This window comes from Labilithrix luteola (assembly GCF_001263205.1).
Classification (GTDB): Bacteria; Myxococcota_A; Polyangia; order Polyangiales; family Polyangiaceae; genus Labilithrix; species Labilithrix luteola.
On sequence record NZ_CP012333.1, the window covers coordinates 441,057 to 455,216 of the forward strand.

Annotated in this window: 16 protein-coding genes; 3 read left to right on the top strand and 13 right to left on the bottom strand. The window is 65.6% G+C overall.

What is annotated here, in order from left to right:
- The first annotated feature begins 57 nt into the window (after positions 1–57).
- Positions 58–1,563 carry an RtcB family protein gene (locus tag AKJ09_RS02105; protein ID WP_146645499.1) on the top strand — a complete coding sequence of 502 codons (1,506 nt, stop codon included), beginning with the start codon at positions 58–60 and terminating at the stop codon, positions 1,561–1,563.
- Between the two features lie 95 nt (positions 1,564–1,658).
- Here the strand turns inward: AKJ09_RS02105 and AKJ09_RS02110 are convergent, their stop codons facing one another.
- The 7 genes from AKJ09_RS02110 to AKJ09_RS02140 all read right to left on the bottom strand — a co-directional run bounded on the left by AKJ09_RS02110 (position 1,659) and on the right by AKJ09_RS02140 (position 7,257).
- Positions 1,659–2,939: an acetyl-CoA hydrolase/transferase family protein gene (locus AKJ09_RS02110; RefSeq protein WP_146645500.1), complete on the bottom strand. Its 1,281-nt coding sequence runs from the start codon at positions 2,937–2,939 to the stop codon at positions 1,659–1,661.
- Between the two features lie 129 nt (positions 2,940–3,068).
- A complete protein-coding gene (locus tag AKJ09_RS02115) occupies positions 3,069–3,626 on the bottom strand; it encodes a hypothetical protein (protein ID WP_146645501.1) in 558 nt (185 codons plus the stop codon).
- Positions 3,627–3,660: 34 nt separating this feature from the next.
- On the bottom strand, positions 3,661–4,368 hold the full coding sequence (locus tag AKJ09_RS02120; protein ID WP_146645502.1) for a tetratricopeptide repeat protein: 708 nt from the start codon (positions 4,366–4,368) through the stop codon (positions 3,661–3,663).
- On the bottom strand, positions 4,365–4,913 hold the full coding sequence (locus AKJ09_RS02125; RefSeq protein ID WP_240488373.1) for an RNA polymerase sigma factor: 549 nt from the start codon (positions 4,911–4,913) through the stop codon (positions 4,365–4,367). The genes AKJ09_RS02120 and AKJ09_RS02125 overlap by 4 nt, the downstream gene beginning before the upstream one ends.
- Positions 4,914–5,032: 119 nt before the next feature.
- Positions 5,033–5,953, bottom strand: a complete 921-nt coding sequence (locus AKJ09_RS02130) for a hypothetical protein (protein WP_146645503.1) — start codon at positions 5,951–5,953, stop codon at positions 5,033–5,035.
- Positions 5,954–6,011: 58 nt separating this feature from the next.
- Positions 6,012–6,467: a DUF420 domain-containing protein gene (locus AKJ09_RS02135; RefSeq protein WP_169927180.1), complete on the bottom strand. Its 456-nt coding sequence runs from the start codon at positions 6,465–6,467 to the stop codon at positions 6,012–6,014.
- A gap of 7 nt (positions 6,468–6,474) precedes the next feature.
- Complete coding sequence (locus AKJ09_RS02140) at positions 6,475–7,257, bottom strand: AraC family transcriptional regulator (protein WP_146645505.1); 783 nt, start codon at positions 7,255–7,257, stop codon at positions 6,475–6,477.
- Positions 7,258–7,381: 124 nt separating this feature from the next.
- Here AKJ09_RS02140 and AKJ09_RS02145 point away from each other — a divergent pair, with 124 nt between their 5' ends.
- Complete coding sequence (locus tag AKJ09_RS02145) at positions 7,382–9,664, top strand: FG-GAP repeat domain-containing protein (RefSeq protein WP_169927181.1); 2,283 nt, start codon at positions 7,382–7,384, stop codon at positions 9,662–9,664.
- A gap of 51 nt (positions 9,665–9,715) precedes the next feature.
- On the opposite strand, the gene AKJ09_RS02150 is transcribed toward AKJ09_RS02145, so the two are convergent.
- From AKJ09_RS02150 to AKJ09_RS52585, 4 genes are all read right to left on the bottom strand, one after another.
- Positions 9,716–10,261 carry a hypothetical protein gene (locus AKJ09_RS02150; protein ID WP_146645507.1) on the bottom strand — a complete coding sequence of 182 codons (546 nt, stop codon included), beginning with the start codon at positions 10,259–10,261 and terminating at the stop codon, positions 9,716–9,718.
- A gap of 212 nt (positions 10,262–10,473) precedes the next feature.
- Positions 10,474–11,295, bottom strand: a complete 822-nt coding sequence (locus AKJ09_RS02155; RefSeq protein ID WP_146645508.1) for an arylamine N-acetyltransferase family protein — start codon at positions 11,293–11,295, stop codon at positions 10,474–10,476.
- Between the two features lie 66 nt (positions 11,296–11,361).
- The gene (locus AKJ09_RS02160) at positions 11,362–11,751 is read right to left on the bottom strand and encodes a response regulator transcription factor (RefSeq protein ID WP_146645509.1); all 390 of its coding nucleotides are present in this window, start codon (positions 11,749–11,751) and stop codon (positions 11,362–11,364) included.
- 163 nt (positions 11,752–11,914) lie between these two features.
- A complete protein-coding gene (locus tag AKJ09_RS52585) occupies positions 11,915–12,319 on the bottom strand; it encodes an ATP-binding protein (RefSeq protein ID WP_169927182.1) in 405 nt (134 codons plus the stop codon).
- A gap of 12 nt (positions 12,320–12,331) precedes the next feature.
- On the opposite strand from AKJ09_RS52585, the gene AKJ09_RS52590 reads away from it, so the two are divergent.
- Complete coding sequence (locus tag AKJ09_RS52590) at positions 12,332–12,550, top strand: hypothetical protein (protein ID WP_169927183.1); 219 nt, start codon at positions 12,332–12,334, stop codon at positions 12,548–12,550.
- A 251-nt stretch (positions 12,551–12,801) separates the two neighbouring features.
- On the opposite strand, the gene AKJ09_RS02170 is transcribed toward AKJ09_RS52590, so the two are convergent.
- Complete coding sequence (locus tag AKJ09_RS02170; RefSeq protein WP_146655417.1) at positions 12,802–13,437, bottom strand: response regulator transcription factor; 636 nt, start codon at positions 13,435–13,437, stop codon at positions 12,802–12,804.
- Positions 13,437–14,132, bottom strand: a complete 696-nt coding sequence (locus tag AKJ09_RS55920) for a sensor histidine kinase (protein WP_420814271.1) — start codon at positions 14,130–14,132, stop codon at positions 13,437–13,439. The genes AKJ09_RS02170 and AKJ09_RS55920 overlap by 1 nt, the downstream gene beginning before the upstream one ends.
- Between the last annotated feature and the right edge of the window lie 28 nt (positions 14,133–14,160).

Consider the following 14,160-nt stretch of genomic DNA (forward strand, 5'->3'; position numbering starts at 1 on the left):
CGTCGCACGTGAGCGTCGCGCCTGAGCCGCGCGCGGTGGTACGTTGCCCCGAGAGCCATGTCGAAATCGAAACCTCTGCTCGCCGAGGCAACTTGGAAGCAGAACGCGACGCTCCGCGACGACGGGTACTTCGAGCTACGGACGGCCGACACGGGCGACGTTCCGGTCCGGCTCTTCGTCACGCCCAAGCTTCTCGCCGAAGCGGAGCCAACGCTCTACCGACAGATCGTCAACGCCACGCGATTCCCGGGAACGAAGCTCGTCGCCATCACGCCTGACGTCCATTACGGCTACGGCGTTCCCGTCGGATGCGTGATCTTGACCGATCGCAACCATGGCTCGGTCGCGATGGGCCCCGTCGGATTCGACATCGGCTGCGGAATGATGAGCGCGCGGAGCAAGGTTCCCGCCGAGCTCGCGACCCCCGATCGGAAGCTCGAATTCAATCGTGAGGTCACCAAGCGCGTCTCGCTCGGCGCCGGCGGCACGAGCATCAAGCTCGGTCGACTCTCCGAGAAGGACTTCCAGGACCTCGTCCGCGGCGGTGCCGAGCACTACGTCGAAGCGTACGGTGCGAGCTTCGATCGGAGCCGAGCCGAGCGCCATCGTATTCCCGTCGACGACGGCTGGGACATTCCTTGGGGCGGCAAGGGCTCGCCGGAGCGCGGCCTCGATCAGCTTGGGTCACTCGGTGGAGGCAATCACTTCATCGAGCTCCAATCCTGCGAAGAAACGGGAACGCTCTTCGTTCAGGTCCACACCGGCAGCCGCGGCTTCGGGCATGGACTTGCCACGAACTATTTCCAAATGGCCAAGGAAGAGCGGCCCGAGGAGATTTCCGACCTCGATCTCGGATTCTTCACGCCCGAATCGAAGCACTTCCGCGAATACCTCAATGCGGTCGCCGCCGGCGGGAACTACGCCATTCTCAATCGACTCGTCATTTACGAGCAGATCGCCGAAGCCTTCCGCAAAGTGTTCCGGGAAGAGCTGGAGCTCATTTACGAGATCAGTCACAACCTCGTTCAGGCCGAGGATCATCCCGAGTTCGGCAAAGTCTGGGTGCATCGCAAGGGTGCTACGCGCGCTTTCCCGGCGGGTCACCCGGCCCTCGTCGGAACGATGTGGGAAGCCTCCGGCCACCCCGTTCTGATTCCCGGCTCGAATCACGACCACAGCTACATTTTGCGGCCCGAGCCCGGTGCCGAAAAGAGCGGCTACTCGGTCAACCATGGTGCCGGCCGGCGCATGTCGCGCGGTGAAGCCATGCGTCAGCTCGATCAACGCAAGGTCGATGACCAATACCGGCGCGACGGCATTCTCGTGAACCTCGACGGACGCGTTCCGCTCGACGAATCGGGGCAGTGCTACAAAAGCGCCGAAGAAGTCGTCAGCGCGGTGGTCTCGGCGGGCCTCGCGCGGATCGAGTACACGCTGTCCCCCGTTGCTTCCATCAAAGGCAACGAAGAAGGCGCGCGTCGTATCTCGCACAGGGGGCACCGACAGCGATCGCGCGAACGTGATCGCGAACGCGACGCCGCCCGCCGCGCGAAAGACCGCTGATCGGATATCCCCTCACCAGCGTCGGGCGACGGAGGTTTCCGCTCCTGGCACTGCGCGGGATGTGCTCCAAAGCGACCGCGGGAGCTCGGCGCGATTCAGGAGCCGCGGGTGAAGCGCTGGTAGAACTGACGCTCGAGGCCTTCGCGATGCTCGGGCGCCGCGATCTGGATGAGCCCTTTCGCGCGCTCCTGCAGGCCCTTGCCGTAGAGGTTGGCGACGCCGTATTCGGTCACCACCCAGTGCACGTGGCCGCGCGTGGTGACCACGCCTGCGCCGTCGGCCAGCGTGCCGACGATGCGCGAAATGCCCTTCTTCGTGACCGACGGCATGGCGATGATCGGCTTGCCACCTTCGGAGAGCGAGGCGCCGCGCATGAAGTCCATCTGTCCGCCGATGCCCGAGAACTGATAGGTGCCCAGGGAGTCGGCGCAAACCTGGCCGGTGAGGTCGAGCTGGAGCGCGCTGTTGATGGCGACGACTTTCGGATTCTTTCGAATCACCGCTGTGTCGTTGACCATCGAGACGTCGCGGAACGACACGATCGGATTGTCGTCGACGAAGTCGTAGACCTTGCGCGTGCCGATCACGAAGGTGGTCAGGATCTTTCCCGGCTCGACCTTCTTGAACTCGTTCGTGACCACGCCCTTTTCGACCAAGGGAATCACGCCGTCGCTGAACATCTCGGTGTGGATGCCGAGCCCCTTGTGGCTTCCGAGATGGCGAAGCACGGCGTCGGGGATGGCGCCGATACCCATCTGGAGCGTGGAGCCGTCTTCGATGAGCTCGGCGACGTAGCGACCGATCTTCTCGGTACGCTCGTCAGCCTCCGCGCCATACCGAACCTCGGGCAGGTCGGTGTCGAGCTCGATGGCCGCGGTGATTCGCGAAGTATGGATGTGGCCGTCGCCATGCGTGCGCGGCATCTTGGGATTGATCTGCGCGAGCACCACGTCCGCCGAATACGCGGCGGCGAGCGCAGCGTCGATCGACGTGCCGAGCGAGCAGTATCCATGCTTGTCCGGCGGCGACACCTGCAGCAGCGCCACGTCGATGGGCATGGCGCCCTTGCGGAACAGCGCAGGGATCTCGCTCAGGAAGACCGGAACGTAGTCACCGTCCTTCGTGTCCACCCATTCGCGCACGTTGGCCGACACGAAGAGCGAGTTCATGAAGAAGTGCTCGCGCACCTTCGCTCGATTCCAGTCGATCGCGCCGAACGTGCTGATCGCGACGAGCTCGACACCCGTGATCTCACCGCCACGGTCGAGGAGCGCCGCCAGCAAGGTCGACGGCGTCGCCGCGCTGCCGTGCACGAACACGCGCTGGTGACTATGGATGTGCTGGACGACTTCGGTGGGGGTCTTGCAGAGCTGCATGGGGATCGCGCGCTGGTTTCGAACGTCGAACTGAGGATGACGTGCCGCGGATCGCCACCGCTCATCGGTAATCGAACCGCGCCGAGCTACGCCCCCATTTCTACGCGAACTCCCCCGCGGGCGAAACCGTTACGTGCCGCCACCGCCAGCGTCACGCCACCCCGTGAAGGCTCCGTTGTCAGGGCCGCCACCGCCAGCGCTATACCAAGCCCCGAGCGCGGCCTTCTCCGTGGGGATGCCCGGAAGTGCCACCAAACAACGATCGGCGTCGTCGTCGCGCCGCACGAAGTCACGACCATCGCGCAAATGCATGCGCACCGTGCCGGTGCACATTTCAACGGGAAAGCAACCGCGACCGCAACCGTACTTCGTCGGGTCCGCCTCCACAGCGAACGCAAAGAGCTCGCCACACCGTGACGGGTCACCCTGCGCGTCGAGCCCGCTGCCGTCGGTCACGTGACAGTTGGCGTCGATGTGCACCACTTGCCAAGGAGCTTGCGGGTCGACGAGCTCGATGAACTCCACGTCCGTCGACGCGATCGGCGTCCCAGCATCGTCGGGTTCGGACACACCACCGCCGTCGCTCGGTTCGGCCGAGAGAGGATCGCTCGAGGTGCCCTGGTCGCCGAGCGACGCGCGGCCCGTACAGCCCATCAAACAGAGTGCGAGAACGAGAGAGTGCTTCATCAGTAGGTCCATTGGCCGCCTGCACCGGGTTTGATCATGGATTCTTCACGTACGCGCGAACGCGTGTCTCGTAGGGACTTCTGGGATGGGCGTCGACGAACGCGCGCGCCTTTTCGTCCGCGGTCTTCTCGTCGCCTGCGGCCGCAAGAGCCTCGATGCGAAGCACTTCGGCCTCGACCGCAAGCGCCCCATGCGGCCAGTCACGCTCGTACTCGTCGAGAGCGGCCAGGGCTTCTGTGGCATGGCCTTTTGCCTTGGCGGTGCGCGCGCGGTCGATGAGTAGAATTTCGCGCGAGATGGACGGAGCGGAAGGCTCGGGCGCGGTTGCCGGGTGCGCGACGGTGGGGCGCGCAGGCACGGTCTGAACGGGAGCCTGCACAAGCACGGGCGCAGGCTCCTCGACGGGCGCGGGAGGTTGCTCGAGCGCGCGCTTGGGCGGAGCGCTCTCCACCGCCGGCGCTTCGATTCGGCGCGACGCGACCGCCACCTCCACGTCGGCGCGATAGCTATGCGCGATCCCGGCCACCGCGCAGGCCGCCGCGATCGACACCGCTCCCACGACGAGCTTCCACGACGCGAAGCGAGAGCCGAGCGATGTCACCGCGACGGCAGCGGCCGCAACACCAACCCCTGCCACCACGCGCTTCCGACGTTCGACGCTCGGCTCGTCGTCGAGCGCGGACTCGAGGATCGCGCGCTCGAGATCGCTGGCCCCATCCAACAGACGCGGGGGATCGATCATCGCGCACCTCCGGTGTGGAACGAATCGCGCGCTCGGACGCGCTTCATTTCGAGTTCGAAGATCTCACGACCGCGGCGAAGGCGCGAGGCGACGGTCCCCAGCGGAGCCCCGACAATACCGGCGATCTCGGCCATGCTCGTCTGATCGAGCTCGAAGAGAACGAAGACCGCCCGCACGTCGTCGGGCATCGCATCGAGGATGTCATCGAGGATCGCGCGCGAGCGCTTTCGGTCGACGAGCTCGTCGGGCCCCGGCCGCTCGTCCATGGGCTCGGCGGCTTCGGAGCCAACTTCACGGCGACGGCGGAGGGTACGTCGTGCGTCGGACGCCACGCGAAGTGCGATAGCGAACAGGAATGCACGCGCCGTCTCGACACGCAGCTCCGACTGCTTCTGCGACACGACGATCCACACCTGCTGAGCGGCGTCGTCCAGCTGTGCCTCGCGCACGCCAAGGCGTCGGAGCGAGCGCCACACGAAAGCGAAGTGCTCATCCATCAGTGCGCGCAGCTGTACGGACGTGTCGTTCTCCCCAAGCTGAGCCACGACGCGCGCGGGCACTGAAGGGCCGACGATCACAAGGGGACCGCCGGTCGCGAGAGGCTTGGTTCTGGAAGGCGGCGCACGCACTCCGGCCGTGTCTTGGCCGAACGAGAGCGTTTTGATCACTGGAAATGCACGACCGGGCCGCTTCGCATGTGAAAGACGAGGGGCGACGGCTCGTAGATGGGAAAATTCGGGTCGACGACGAACTCCGGACGGCTCAGAGCAAAGGCCACACCACCTTCGAGCTCGAGATCGACGGGGCCGATGAGGTTGACCGCCACGCGCGCGGAGGCATGAGCCGCCAGCCAGAATCGCACGCTATCCTGCGGGTGGACCACGTCGACAGGCTCGCCCTGAAGCGCGCCAGACTCGAGCCCGAGGCACGGAAGAAGGTCGATTTTCGAACGACCTCGCGGCACGCACACGTCGAGCCGCCCGGTGGTCCATGTGAAGCGACCGCCAGGACCGCCCGCGCTCCGCACGACGTCGCTGGTGCCTCGCGAGAATCCCAGACGCAGCGTGACGCCGTTCGTGTACTCGAGTGACAGCGGCGTCGTCACGACACCACCGATGTTCTCGGTGAAGAACGCGCCCACACCCACGCCGACGCCCCACCGCCATGATTTCGGGCCGGATGCAGCGACGAACGAACGCTCGGCTGGCTCTTCGACGAGCGGTGGAGGCGGAAGGCTCGTCGCACGCGGGGCAGGCATAGGAGGCGGTTCGCCCGGCTCGAGCGAGAGCGCCGTGACGATGGCGAGGGCATCGATCACCTCGAGACATGTTGCTCCCGCGATCGTTCTCGACTCGGTGCCATCGATCGATACCCGGCCGACGCTGCCCTTCTTCAGTTTCACGATCTCGATGGAGACCTGTTTCGCCGCCTCGTCGTCCTCGGCACGGCGGGCGCGTTCCGACCGCTCGGCGAGCGCAGACCAGAACGAATCGGCGCCGGGGCAACCGCCGTGAACCTGCCAATCGACGCGCAGCGGCTCGGCCTGCGTAGTCCCGAGAGCGCCGAAGAGTACGACGGACGACAACGTCGACAGCATGTCGTCCGTAGATGTATCGCATCCGACACGCGCTGCGAGTCACCGTTCAAGCAACGAAGGCTAGAACGTACATCGCGCAGGCCGAAACCGCGTTGAAGCAGAGGCCGGCGAAGACGAGCCAGCCCGTGCGACGGTGGGTCGTCGAGAACGACCCCGGCAGCGCCTTGCCGTAGCGGCTCGACGAGCGAAACGCCAGACGCGCCCACACGGCGTACGTGAGAACGGCAACGGTGATGTGGACACCGAGGAAAGCACGCGTCGTGCGAGCCCATGCCGTGGGGCCGTGGGAGAGAAATGCCCCCGAGCCGCCGGACATTCGAATGCGAACCTCCAGTGCCACGACGGCGAGCGTGCAGACCGCGAGCAGAGCGAGCTGCATTCTCCGGTGAATGTCGGCACGGCGCCGCCGGACGAGCCGGAAGCTCGCCGCCGCCACGAGCGGGGCAGACAGATTCGTCAGGAGCGTGAGATCGACGACGAGATCGGCGCGACTTCCTAGCACGGGACCGTCATGGCACGGAGCGTCGCGCACCGTCTTGGCGTTTCTTGATCGAAGCGTAGACGCCTGGCGTGGCGCCGAGCAAACGGCGGAACTGGGCGTAGAAGCGAGTGACGTCGTTGAAGCCCGCATCGAGTGCGGTCTCGACGATGGCTTTGCCCGAGAGCAGACGCAGCACCGCCACGAACAGTCGTGCCTTGTGGACGTACTGCTTGGGCGTGATCCCGTAGGCCTCCTGGAACGCGCGGGTCAGCGTCTCGGGAGCGATGCCCGCGACGCGTGCGGCCTCTCGGATCGGAGCAGGGCGCGCGAGCAGATCGTGAAGTCGGAGACGCGCCGCGACCACGTGACGAGGAACGCGACGGTCAGCGTCGAGGCAGGAGAGGCACGGCGCTCGAGCGGCGACGCGTGCATCGCGCACGTCCGTCAAGTCTCGTATCCCGGTCGCGTCGAGCAGCGCCGGGCGCTCTGTCGCGAAGGTCCCGAACCGGGCCATGCCCCGACTCGTGAGCACGGCCCCAAAGAAGTGCAGCGGCAGGACGGTGCGCGGAGGGAGCGAGAGGACGAAGCGCGAAGGCGCGTCGAGGGGCCCTGACGGGAGCGGAAAAACCGCCCGCCCGCGCTGCACCTCGACGAGGGCGAGAAGCGACGCGTCGTGGGTGACGATGACGCGCCGTCCCTCGCCTTCGAAGCGATGGGAGAGCGCGACGAATCCCTCGCTCGATGCGAGGAGCTCGCGACGAAGCTTGACGCCACCACGCATCGAGTCCGGGAGAATCTTCCGAGCGGTCACGTGGCGAACTCTACTCGATGGATCGACGGCGCCTCAGGATCGTCATTTAGCCGACCAAAAAGCGCTACGCCGATGACGCTGCCGAGACTTTGAAGTTTTACACCGTCGTGCAACGATGATTGCAATGCGCCGATTCGCACTTCCTGCATTCGCATTCCTCGCCATCGTTGCATCTGCCGCGGCGTGCGGTTCGGACGACACGAACGAGAACGTCACCCCCGACGGCGGCCCGAACGGATTCGGTTCGGACAGTGGCATCCAGTGCACCAGCGACGACCTTTGCGGGACCGGAAGCAAGTGCGTGTCGGGCTCGTGCTGCGCGGTCGAGCACGCGTGCGGCACGTCGTGTTGCGGAGGCTCGGACGTCTGCTCCTTCTCGAAGTGCGTCACGCCCGGTGGCAAGTGCGTGGAGACTTCCGATTGCCCCGACGGCAACTATTGCGACTTCTCTCTCGGTGAGCCCACGAGCAATCCGACGCCCACGCCGGACGCCGGTGGAAGCTGCGTCGGTGGCCGGACTCTCCGCGAAGGTCGGTGCCTTCCCAAACCGCCCGTCTGCACGGACCCGAATGCGTCGGTCACGGGCGACAACCTCACCTGCCTTCCGAAGTGCGAATACCGCCCCGTCATCGACTCGTTCACGCCGGTCGTGAAGTACGCCTGGGGCGGTCAGGTCGCGACTCCGTTTGCATCGGATATCATGATGACGCCCATCGTCATCGAGCTCGACGACGACGATTGCGACGGCAAGGTCACGGCCAACGATATTCCCGATATCGTCTTCACGACGTTTCCCAGTGGCCTTTACTACGGCACCAATCCGGGCGTTCTCCATGCCATCTCGGTGGTCGGTGGCACGGTCGTCGAGAAGCCGTGGACGGTACCGAACATCGCGCCGGGCGGTCAGCTTGCAGCGGGCAACATCGACGGACAGCCCGGCAACGAGATCGTCGCGTGCGGGAGCGACGGTAAGGTCGTCGCAATCAAGGCCGACGGCTCGATTCTTTGGACGACGACGGCGGCGGTGGCGTGTGGAATGCCCTCGCTCGCCGATCTCGAGGGAGACGGCACGGTCGAAGTCATCGTCGAAGGCGGGATCCTCGACGGCGCTACGGGCGCGGTGAAGCACACGTTCGCGGCGGCCGTGAAAGGTCCGCCGAGCGTCAGCGACATCGACGGTGACGGCAAGCTCGACATCGTGACCGGCCCGCAGGCGTTCCGTAACGACGGCTCGCTCATCTTCGATACGGGCGCGCCGTACGGTCGTTCGGCAATCGGGGACTTCGACAAAGATGGCAAGCCCGAGATCGTCTACATCAATCCAGCGGCCCACGCCGTGAGCGTCTACCGCTACGACGCAACCCAAGCTGCGAAGTTCGCCGTCGTGCGCGGCCCCATCGACATCAACGGCACGCTCTCACCGACGCTTTGTCCGGACGGCACCGCCGGGCGCACGTCGGGCGGTGGACCGCCGACCGTCGCTGACTTCGACGGTGATGGCACGCCGGACGTCGCGCTCGCGGGCGGCGTTGGCTACGCGGTCTTCGACGGCAAGAAGCTCGTCGATCCGGCCGTGGCTGGCCCCGCGACTCTGATGTGGTCGAAGCAGACGCGCGATTGTTCGTCGGCCGCGACCGGCTCCACGGTCTTCGACTTCGATGGCGACGGCAAAGCCGAAGTCGTCTATTCCGACGAGCAGTACTTCCGCGTCTACGACGGCAAGTCGGGTAACGAGCTCTTCTCCACCTGCAACACGACGGGCACGCTCATCGAGAATCCGGTCGTCGCCGACGTGGACAATGACGGTAAGGCCGACGTCGTGGTCGTGTCGAACGCCTACGCGCTCACCTGTGCCGACGACGCTTCGAAGCGCTTCAGCGGCATCCGCATCTTCGGCGATTCGGCCGGCCGATGGGTGCGCACGCGACGCGTGTGGAACGAGCACGCGTACCACATCACGAACATCGAAGAAGACGGCACAATCCCCACGAACGAGAAGGCGAACATCACGACGCCGGGCCTCAACAACTTCCGCCAGAACAAGCAGCCGGGCGGCGAGTTCGCAGCACCCGACGTCGTCGTCACCGTCGCTCCGAAGTGCCCCAGCATGGATTCGATCGTCGTCACCGTGCGCAACCTCGGTGAGGCCGTCCTCGCGGCAGGCGTCGACGTCGACCTCCGCAAGGGCGACGCCGACGCAGGTGCATCGCTGGGCACGGCCAAGACGACTCGCGCTCTCTATCCGGCCGAATCCGAGTCGTTCGTCTTCGCGCTGAACGACGGCGACGCGAAGTCCGGCGCTGCGCAGGTCATCGCCGTGGCCACGCCTCCGGCCGAGGTCCACGAGTGCCGTGCAGACAACAACACGTCGGCCCCGCTCGTCTTCTCCTGCGGCGGCCTGCGCTGACGAACTCGAACCGGTTCGCCCGCTGCCTCGACGGCGGGCGAACGCCACGATTCAGAGCTTCGCGAAGCTCAACTTCGCGAGGGCGATGGTGACGCGTCGTGCGTCGTCGTCGTGGAGTTCGGGCGCCAACAGGCGGAGTTGAACGGCACGCGCTCCTTTGCGGGCGCCGACGATCGCGTACTTGTCTTCTTCGCGCATGACGCTTCCGAACGTGGCGCGAACGTAGAAGGCCTCGTCCATGGCCACCTCGGTCGACACGTCCACCCCAGCTCCGAAGCGCTGTTTGATGCGCTCGTAGTCGGTCGGGTCGACGCGCGGCCACAACTCGAACAGGCCCACGCCTCTCGCCTGAAACGAGCAAGGAGCCACCCCGCCCCCACCACGCTCGTCGCGGACGAAGTCGATTCCGAGCACGTTCCGAATCGTCTCGCGGTCCACGAGCGAGCAAGCATCGAGCTTCACATCGGCCGGCAGACTGGACGCCACGACGCGTGCCGCGGCTCCCTTCGAGCCGTCCTCCTGCGTGGAGCTTCGCGAGCAGCCGGTCGCGATTACGAGCACGATTACGAGCACGAAGCTCGCCATCCCCCCCTTCATGCGCATCCCTCCCGTGCCGGCACGCGTGGCACGCTCCGACCCCTCGGGATTCTACGCGCCAAAGGGCGACTTGGTGCCAATGAAATTCGGACTCGCTCTCACTTCACGAAGCGCTCCGTCACACTAGCCTTCGCGAGCCTTCGCGAGCCTTCGCGAGCCTTCGCGAGCTCGATGCCACCCGAGCCAACCTGACGAATCGTGAACGTGGGCGCTCAGGAAGGCCAGGGAGCGCCGGGCACCTCGAGCGGTGAATCGGGGGGCAGGCGAATTCCGAAATGCCGGTCGAGGATGTCGAGGAGCTCCGCGCGCGACGAGATCGCGTGCTTCGTGGCCTGACCATGGCGCGCACGAATCGAGAACTCCCGCCCCGCCACGGTGAGGCGCTCCCCATCGTCTCCCGCGCGAGCGGCCATGAGCCGGTCCTTGAAGTGCGACGTTGGATGGGTGCTCGTATACCAATTGGCGACTTCACGATCGATGTGCGGCATCTCTTCGAGCGTGAAGTCGTAAACGTCGTTCCACTCGTCGCCGAAGCGAACCTGGTGGAACCACAGGGCCCCGTCGCGGATGATCCGTCGAGGCTCGTGCGGCGTCGGCTGCTCGATATCCGTCTGCAAGCGAATCGCGGAGGTGAGTGAAACGCCGCCGACGCCGACGTCCGTGAGCCAGCTCTCGCCGTCGAGCTCGACGCGCACGAAGAGGTGGGTGCGTGCGGGAACGAAGTCGCGCGGCCTCTGCAGCCGAACGCGCGCACTCAGCGGCGCGACCTGGAATCCGAGCGTCGCGAGGACCTCGAGAAAGAGCCCGTTCTGCTCGAAGCAATAGCCGCCGCGGCGCTCGTGCACGAGCTTCTGGAGAACCGCGTCGGGCTCCAGCCGGATGGGCCGGCCCAGAAGCACGTCGAGGTTCTCGAAGGGGATCGACCGCGTGTGTGCCGCGGTCAGCGCGTGGAGCGTGGCGAGCGTCGGCTCCTTCGAGCCGCGGTATCCGACGCGAGACAGGTACGCTTCGAGATCCACCGGAGAGAGCGCCATGGCGACTCTTCTACCGCTGCCGGGTCGTGATTGCACGCTACGACGCCGCAATGGCCTCGAACACGCCTACGGCTGCCGCGTACCGAGGGCTGCCCTCACGGCAAGGAGCATGTCGGGTGCTCGGAACGGTTTCATGAAAAGCGCTTTCGCTCCCTGCCGGAGCAGGCGCTCCCGCTCGTCATCGTTCGTAACCGCGGTGAGGATGATGACGGGGATCGGCCGCTCGTTGGCCGCAATTCGTGTGAAAAGCTCGACACCGCCCATTCCTGGCATGTGCAGATCGAGGATCAGGCAATCCGTCTCCGCACGATGGTTGGAATCGAGGAAAGCCTCCGCCGACCCAAATGTCGCTACCCGAAGCCCGGACGACTCGAGCAGGTTCTTGATCGAACGAACGACCGATGCATCGTCGTCGACGACCCCGACAAGTCCGACGTGTGACTCGCCACCAGCCATGTGCTCACCGTACGTCCCCCGGAGGCAAACTCACACCCGACTTTGGTAGCGTCCCCGACCCATCCGAACGAGCTCCGCCAGCGAGTCGCCGGCCTCGATCGCTTTCTCGCCGCGCCCGGTTGGGAAGACGGTCGGAAGCTGCGAGGGGGTGGAGGAGCGCGCCTCACGCAGCGTTTTCCTTGGACTCCGGCGAGGCCGTGTCGCGCTTCGTCTTCGTAGTCGCGCGCGGGAGCCGTATCGATACGAACGTTCCAGACCCCAACTTCGACTCGATCGAATAGTCGCCACCGCGTCGCTCGATGACCTCCCGAACAAGAGCAGTGCCTATCCCAGAACCTCCAACGCGGTTCGAGAAGAATGGCGTGCCGACACGGCGCAGCACCGTCTGTGGCATCCCCGGCCCCGTATCCTGCACGGTCCAGTGCTGCGACTCGTCGCGCCCCTCGTACGTCGCCACAAACACCGCCCCGCCTGGCGGCGTTGCCTCGATGGCGTTCAGAACGACATTTGCCAATGCCTCTACCAGCTCGCCGATGTCGCCCGTAACGCCCCCCTGGCCGGTCTGCACGAAGAGTTCGACTTGACCCGCCTCGGCTCGGTCTTCAACGCGGGCAACCACGACACGAACGATGTCCTCGGCAGTGGCGAACGCGGTGTCGGCGAGCTCCTGCGTGCGAACCTGCGGAGCGAGATCCTCGTCCAGCAGCGCGAGCATCCTTTGCACCGCATCTTGCGAGCGCGCGAGCCGCTCCCGCGCGACCTCGCTCAGCTCACGCCTCATGAGCCAATTCACCGCTGAAATGACGCCAAGGCAATTCTTCATGGCGTGCGCACGTGCCGCACTCGCCGATAGCGATGTTGGAGCGGCGGGCATGGTCCGAATCTGCTTCGTCCGTGTCATAAGAGATCTACTAGCCGAGCCACACTCGCGAACGTACCCGCCCTTCGTCGGGTCCCGACCAACGTAGGGTGAGCGCCTGTTGGCTCGGGAAGCGTTCCGCTCGTCGTCGTTCCCGACTGCAGTTCGAATGACGAAAGGGAAGCCGCTCCCTATTTGGGTCGTGCCAGGAACCGCTCCATCAGACCGAGACGCGTCGCAAAGCCCACCAGCTCGGGCAGGGAACCGGCTTGCATTTTCGACATGACGTGAGCCCGCTGCTCCTTGACCGTGCCCTCGGTCTTCCCCAACTCGGCTGCAATCTGCTTGTTCAGCATTCCCGCGAGGACGCCGTCCATCACCTCACGCTCGCGAGGCGTCAGCGAGTCGTAGCGTCTCCGCAGCTCCGCGAGCTCGGCGCGCTCGCTCCGCGCAGCATGGTCGGCCGTGAGCGCCGCCCGAATGGCAACGGCAAGTTGCTCCGCTTTGAACGGTTTCGTGAGGAATTCCATCGCGCCGGCCTTGATCGCTCGCACCGACATCGGGATGTCGCCCTGCCCCGTCAGGAAGATGATCGGCAGTACGGATCCGAGCTCGGCGAGCCGCCTCTGCACGTCGAGCCCGCTCACGCCGGGGAGTTCGACGTCCAGGATCAAACATCCCGGGCGATCGCGGTATTTGCTTTCGAGAAATGTCTGCGCGTCGGCGAAGATCTGTACGGAATGGCCGAGCGACGTCAGAAGCGCTCGAAGCGACTCGCGAACGGACGCATCGTCGTCCACGACGATGACGGTTGCCACTTCGCTCATCATGCTTGGGCTGGGAGTCTCAAGGACAGAGTGACGCCGTAGTCTGGATTGGGAGCCATCGTGAGCTGTCCGCCATGACGAAGCGCGATGGAACGACTGATCGACAACCCCATGCCCAGCCCCTCCGGCTTCGTGGTGTAGAACGCCTCGAAGATACGCCCCGCGGTTGCAGGGTCGATCCCCTTGCCCGTATCCGTCACCACCAACGCTACCCAGGCCGCACCGCGCCCGTGTTCGACGCTCGTCCGAACGGCGACGCGCCGTCGCTCGGGTCCGAGCTCCCTGCAAGCGTCGGCGGCGTTGAGAAGCAAGTTCAAGACGACTTGCTGGAGCTGCACGGCGTCTCCGAGAACGGTCGGCACGTCGGCCCTCATCTCCGCATCGAGCGCGACGTGCTCTCTCTCGAACTGGGAACGAACGAGCGGCAGCACGCCAGAGACGATCGCGTTTACGTCGCAGGCTGTGCGTTCCGAAGGACACCGCGACAGCAGGCGGCGAATGCGGGAGATGATGTCCCCGGCCCGTTCGCTGTCGGCGACGATCGCGACAAGCGCCTCGCGGGCATTCTGGACCCTCGGTGGATCGAAGCCGAGCCAGTTGAGCCCAGCGCTACCGTTCGCCGAAATCGCAGCGAGCGGTTGGTTGACCTCGTGTGCGATGGACGCAGCGAGCTCGCCGAGCGCCGTCACGCGCATGACGTGGGCGAGCTCTGCTTGAGCGTGC

Excerpts from the sequence above, each read along its gene's own strand:
- AKJ09_RS02110 (WP_146645500.1), bottom strand. The coding sequence starts at position 2,939 with ATGCAGCTCTGCAAGACCCCCACCGAAGTCGTCCAGCACATCCATAGT.
- AKJ09_RS02145 (WP_169927181.1), top strand. The coding sequence starts at position 7,382 with ATGCGCCGATTCGCACTTCCTGCATTCGCATTCCTCGCCATCGTTGCA.
- AKJ09_RS02160 (WP_146645509.1), bottom strand. The coding sequence starts at position 11,751 with ATGGCTGGTGGCGAGTCACACGTCGGACTTGTCGGGGTCGTCGACGAC.
- AKJ09_RS02155 (WP_146645508.1), bottom strand. The coding sequence starts at position 11,295 with ATGGCGCTCTCTCCGGTGGATCTCGAAGCGTACCTGTCTCGCGTCGGA.
- AKJ09_RS02150 (WP_146645507.1), bottom strand. The coding sequence starts at position 10,261 with ATGAAGGGGGGGATGGCGAGCTTCGTGCTCGTAATCGTGCTCGTAATC.
- AKJ09_RS02170 (WP_146655417.1), bottom strand. The coding sequence starts at position 13,437 with ATGAGCGAAGTGGCAACCGTCATCGTCGTGGACGACGATGCGTCCGTT.
- AKJ09_RS02105 (WP_146645499.1), top strand. The coding sequence starts at position 58 with ATGTCGAAATCGAAACCTCTGCTCGCCGAGGCAACTTGGAAGCAGAAC.
- AKJ09_RS55920 (WP_420814271.1), bottom strand. The coding sequence starts at position 14,132 with ATGCGCGTGACGGCGCTCGGCGAGCTCGCTGCGTCCATCGCACACGAG.
- AKJ09_RS02115 (WP_146645501.1), bottom strand. The coding sequence starts at position 3,626 with ATGAAGCACTCTCTCGTTCTCGCACTCTGTTTGATGGGCTGTACGGGC.
- AKJ09_RS02120 (WP_146645502.1), bottom strand. The coding sequence starts at position 4,368 with ATGATCGATCCCCCGCGTCTGTTGGATGGGGCCAGCGATCTCGAGCGC.